General features: G+C 69.9%; 7 protein-coding genes and 1 pseudogene. 3 read left to right on the top strand and 5 right to left on the bottom strand.

Going from position 1 to position 4,798, the window contains the following annotated elements; all coding sequences use genetic code 11:
* The 4 genes and pseudogenes from B082_RS0131245 to mqnE all read right to left on the bottom strand — a co-directional run.
* A pseudogene (locus B082_RS0131245) lies at positions 1–317 on the bottom strand (dehypoxanthine futalosine cyclase); the annotation flags it as partial.
* A 40-nt stretch (positions 318–357) separates the two neighbouring features.
* Positions 358–1,263 (bottom strand): menaquinone biosynthetic enzyme MqnA/MqnD family protein, encoded by a 906-nt coding sequence (locus tag B082_RS0131240; RefSeq protein WP_018555728.1) that lies wholly within the window; start codon positions 1,261–1,263, stop codon positions 358–360.
* Positions 1,263–1,571, bottom strand: coding sequence for a ferredoxin (locus B082_RS0131235; protein ID WP_018555727.1), 309 nt, complete (start codon positions 1,569–1,571; stop codon positions 1,263–1,265). The genes B082_RS0131240 and B082_RS0131235 overlap by 1 nt, the downstream gene beginning before the upstream one ends.
* Before the next feature lie 41 nt (positions 1,572–1,612).
* Entirely contained in the window at positions 1,613–2,779 is a 1,167-nt protein-coding gene (mqnE, locus tag B082_RS0131230; RefSeq protein WP_018555726.1) for an aminofutalosine synthase MqnE, read from the bottom strand.
* A 226-nt stretch (positions 2,780–3,005) separates the two neighbouring features.
* Here mqnE and B082_RS37560 point away from each other — a divergent pair, with 226 nt between their 5' ends.
* Genes B082_RS37560 through B082_RS0131215 form a run of 3 tightly spaced genes read left to right on the top strand, consistent with a single transcriptional unit; the run spans position 3,006 to position 4,691 of the window.
* On the top strand, positions 3,006–3,425 hold the full coding sequence (locus B082_RS37560; RefSeq protein ID WP_018555725.1) for a DUF6069 family protein: 420 nt from the start codon (positions 3,006–3,008) through the stop codon (positions 3,423–3,425).
* Positions 3,426–3,428: 3 nt separating this feature from the next.
* Entirely contained in the window at positions 3,429–3,914 is a 486-nt protein-coding gene (locus B082_RS0131220; protein WP_018555724.1) for a hypothetical protein, read from the top strand.
* 3 nt (positions 3,915–3,917) lie between these two features.
* A complete protein-coding gene (locus tag B082_RS0131215; RefSeq protein ID WP_018555723.1) occupies positions 3,918–4,691 on the top strand; it encodes a futalosine hydrolase in 774 nt (257 codons plus the stop codon).
* On the opposite strand, the gene B082_RS38455 is transcribed toward B082_RS0131215, so the two are convergent.
* On the bottom strand, positions 4,685–4,798 hold a 114-nt coding region (locus B082_RS38455), incomplete at its 5' end, for an adenosylhomocysteinase (protein WP_158688917.1). The two genes, B082_RS0131215 and B082_RS38455, sit on opposite strands and share 7 nt — an antisense overlap.

Here is a 4,798-nt window from a genome sequence, read left to right as displayed (position 1 = left end):
ACCGTCTCCGCGCAGCGGCGCAGGATGTCGTCCAGGTCCCGGGACCAGCCCTTGGCGGTGTCCTTCGGAGCGGCGTAGAACGCGCAGAACTTGCACGCCGTGACACACACGTTCGTGTAGTTGATGTTCCGCTCGATGATGTACGTCGCCTGGTTCTCCCGGCCGGCGTAGCGACGGCGGCGCACCGCGTCGGCCGCCTGGCCGAGTGCGTGCAGCGGTGCGTGGCGATAGAGCTCCAGGGCCTCTTCGGGCGTCAGGCGGCCTCCGGTGGCGGCGCGGTCCAGAGCAGCGGTGAGATGACTGGTCGGGATGGCCATCGGGCCACCTTTCTGTTTCGGATGGATCGACGCGGCGCCCCTACGAGGTGCGCCCGGTCTCCAGCAGGTGGATCCTCAGGTCGGGCGCGAAGCCGGCGTCGGCGCCGCCGACCCGGCGGGCGAACTCGCGCAGTCCGGCGAGCTGCCGCTCCCCCAGGTCGAAGTCGAGCGCGGACAGGTAGTAGCGCTTGAGGGTCTCGACATCGAACTTCGCCCAGCGGGCCGCCTTCTGGCAGACCACGTCGATCTCGTCGAGGAACAGCTCACGCGACTTCAGGAATCCGGAGTGCACCTCACGGACCAGCTCCGGGTGCTCGGCCACGAACTCGCGCCGGGCCGCGAACACCGCGAAGACGAACGGCAGCCCGGTCCACTCCCGCCACATCTCGGCCAGGTCGTACACCTGGAACCCGAAGGTGTCGGCCTGCTGGAGCGAGGCGCGCAGCGCGGCGTCGCCGATGACCACGGCCGCGGGGGCCCCGGCCATCATGGTGGGCAGGTCCGGCGGGCAGCTGAAGTACTCCGGCTTGACGCCGATGGACTCGGTGAGCAGCAGCTCGGCCAGGCGCACGGTGGTGCGGCTGGAGGTGGTGCGGGCGAGCGGGACACCGTCCAGCTCCTCCAGCGGCACCTTGCTGAGCAGCAGACAGGACATCACGGGCCCGTCCGCGCCGACCGCGATGTCGGGCAGCACGACCAGGTCGTCGGCATGGCGCAGGTACTCCATGACGCTGATCGGGCTGATGTCCAGCTCTCCGGCGACGAGGGCGTCGCTGAGGCGTTCCGGCGAGTCCCTGTGCAGGTCGAGGTCGAGCAGGCTTCCCGTACGGGCCAGCCCCCAGAACAGGGGCAGGCAGTTGAGGAAGTCGATGTGGCCGACGCGCGGCCGGCCGAGTTCGGCCGACGGGGCGCGCAGGGCCGGCTCGTAGCCGGTGACCGCCGTCATCAGCCGTCCGCCGAATCCGGTCCGAGGACCTCGACGCCGTCGCTGATCCGGCGTACGTGGATGCACTCCCCCGGGCACTCCTTCACCGAGTCGGTGACGTCGCGCAGGGCGATGGTCGGCACGAGGACCGTGGCACCCGTGTCCTGGAGCAGATCGCCGTCCGCGTTCCTGACGTAGGCGAGCCCGTCGATGTCCAGCTCGAAGACATCGGGCGCGTACTGACAGCAGATCCCGTCACCCGTGCACAGGTCCTGGTCGATCCAGACCTCAAGGGCATCGCCCCGGAGGTCCTCGTCCCGTACGGTCATCGCGCACACCTGCCGATACTTGTCGTGATGATGGTCATGAGTCAGACCCGCATGGGCTGGGGGGTCTCGCGGATCTCCGGATCCGGGCCCTCGTACTCGCGGACGGTCTGATAGAGCGTGTTGCGCTCCACGGGCTGGAACCCGGCGTCGCGGATCAGGTCGAGCAGGCTCTCGCGGGACATCTTGTCCGGGGTGCCGTAGTTGTCCGCGTCGTGCGTGATCTTGTACTCGACGACGGAACCGTCGATGTCGTCGGCGCCGTGGTTGAGCGCGAGCTGTGCGGTCTGGAGGCCGTGCATCACCCAGAAGACCTTGACGTGCGGCACGTTGTCGAAGAGCAGCCGCGAGACCGCGAAGGTCTTCAGGGACTCCGCCGGCGTCGCCATCTTCGTCCGGGACATCAGCCGGTTGCGTTCCTTGCCGTCCATGGAGTCATGGAAGTCGTGCTGGTAGCGCAGCGGGATGAAGACCTGGAAGCCGCCGGTCTCGTCCTGGAGTTCACGCAGCCGCAGCACGTGGTCGACGCGGTGCCGGGGCTCCTCGATGTGCCCGTAGAGCATCGTGCAGGGGGTCTTGATCCCCTTCTCGTGGGCGAGACGGTGGATGCGCGACCAGTCTTCCCAGTGCGTCTTGTGGTCCACGATGTGCTGGCGGATCTCCCAGTCGAAGATCTCCGCACCGCCGCCGGTCAGCGACTCCATGCCCGCGTCGATCAGCTCGTCCAGGATCTCGCTCGCCGGGAGCCCGGAGATGCTCTCGAAGTGGTGGATCTCGGTGGCGGTGAACGCCTTGACGGCGACCGTCGGCGGCAGCGCCTCCTTCAGTGCCCGGATCGAGCGCGGGTAATAGCGCCAGGGCAGCGTCGGGTGGAGGCCGTTGACCAGGTGCAACTCGGTGAGCTGGTCGTTCTCCATCGCCTTGGCCAGCTTCACGGCCTCCTCGATGCGCATGGTGTACGCGTCCATCTCGCCCGGCTTGCGCTGGAACGAGCAGTACGCGCACGAGGCCGTGCACACGTTGGTCATGTTGAGATGGCGGTTGATGTTGAAGTGAACGACGTTGCCGTTCTTCCGCGTACGGACCTGATGGGCCAGCCCGCCGAGCCAGGCCAGGTCGTCGCACTCGTAGAGAGCGATACCGTCCTCCCGGCTGAGGCGTTCGCCGGCAGCGACCTTCTGTTCGATTTCGCGTTTGAATCCTGCGTCCACCCGTGCGTCTCCTCAGCGTGAAATCCGGCATGAGAACGGTCTGCTAACCCCGCGAACACAACAGCCCCGGGCAGCGCAGCTCCATGCTCCTGGAACCACCGCTAAGAGATTCCCTACAGATACGATCCAGCTCCTCCTACGCGGCGACCCCTTGCCCGTAACGTGAACTCTCGCGAAGGTCCGCCTCCGGACCGAGACACGCGCATCGGCGTAAGGATGAAGACGCATGTCGAATACAGCGACCGCCTCCCCCACCCGGCAGCAGGCCCGCGGACGGATCGTGTACCCCCTGGTCGCCACCGTGGCGACCGTCATCGTCTGGCTCATAGCGCACGCCACCCTCGACGACGGACTCAAGGCGAAGGCCCAGGGCGGCGACATCCAGGAGATCGGCCTGCCCATGGTCATCGGCGTGACGCTCGTGGTGGGCTTCGCCGCCCTCGGCGTGGTGACGCTGATCGACCGCAAGTCGCCCAACGCCCGCACCCTGTGGACGGTGATCTCCTCGGTCATCTTCCTGCTGTCCCTGCTCGGCCCGGCCGGCAGCGGCGACGGGGGCGGCTCCAAGGTCGCGCTGCTGTGCATGCACGTCGTCGTGGCTGCGGTGCTGATCCCCGGGTTCGCGCGCACCGCGCGAAAGGACTGACGCATGGCGAAGACCGCGCTCAGCCTCCACAAGAAGGGCGGCGCCTTCGTCCTCGACGGTGTGAAGGGCTCCTCCGCGACGCTGACGTTCGAGCGTGGCATGCGCAAGGGCACGGTCACCGTCGGTGGCCGTGCTCTGCCGATCGCGGCCACCGGCCGGGGACGCACCCGCGTCACGGCCGCCGAGCCCGCGATCCTGTGCCTGGACGGCCAGGGGGCGTTCGTGCCGGGCGGCGGCGCGCCGGTCGAGTGGCGTACGTCCAAGCCGCACCGCGGCCGCTATCAGGCGACGCTCGTCCGGGGCTCCGACGAGATCGACTTCTCGTTGTCCAGGTCCGACGGCAAGTCCGTGCAGATAGCGGTCACCGGCCACTGGGACGAGCTCGAACTGCTGGCGCTCGCCGGGTCGTTCGCGCTGCTGTCCCGTCGTCGCGGCGACACCTACCGCAAGATCGCCATCGCCGGCGTCGTCAGCCACGGCCCGCACTGAGCCATGACCGCCTCCCCGCCGGACGGACCCGGCCTCCGGGTCCTCGTCGTCACCGCGGTCGCCGCGGAACAGGACGCGGTGGCGGGCGTCTTCCGGGACGCCGCCACCCCGCCCGTACCCACCCCGCTCGCCGCCCGCACCCTGCACCGGGTGACCACGGGCGGCGTCGGCGTGGACGTGCTGGCCGCCGGTGTGGGGCCCGCCGCCGCAGCCGCCGCGACCGCTGTGGCGCTGACCGCCGCGGCACACCGGGGCGCCGGCTACGGCCTGGTCGTCAGCGCCGGGATCGGCGGCGGCTTCCAGCCCGAGGCACCACTCGGTTCCCTCGTCGTGGCGAGCGAACTCGTCGCTGCCGACCTGGGCGCCGAGACGGCCGACGACTTCGTGCCGGTCACCGAACTGGGCTTCGGCACCATCGCGTACCGGCCCGACGCCACGCTCGTGGCCCGCGTCGCCGAAGCGACGCGGGCCCGTACGGGCGCGGTCCTCACCGTCTCCACCGCGACCGGCACCGCCGCGCGGGCCGCCGCGCTGCGGGCCCGTCACCCCGGCGCCCTCGCCGAGGCGATGGAGGGGTTCGGGGTCGCCGAGGCAGCGGCCGCGACCGGCTGCCCGGTCGTGGAACTGCGCGCCGTCTCCAACGCGGTGGGCCCGCGCGACCGGTCCCAGTGGCGCATCGGCGACGCACTGGCCGCCCTCGCGGACGCCTCCGGCCGGCTCACCTCCGTGTTCGAGGATCTGCCGGCCGGACGGTCCGATGGGGTACGGGGTCAGTAGCGGTAGTGGTCGGGCTTGTACGGGCCCTCGACCTCGACACCGATGTACGCGGCCTGCTCCGGGCGCAGCGTCGTCAGCTTGACGCCGAGGGCGTCGAGGTGGAGGCG

This window comes from Streptomyces sp. ATexAB-D23, assembly GCF_000373645.1.
In the GTDB taxonomy this organism is placed as follows: Bacteria; Actinomycetota; Actinomycetes; order Streptomycetales; family Streptomycetaceae; genus Streptomyces; species Streptomyces castrisilvae.
This window is presented reverse-complemented; position numbering and strand designations above follow the sequence as displayed.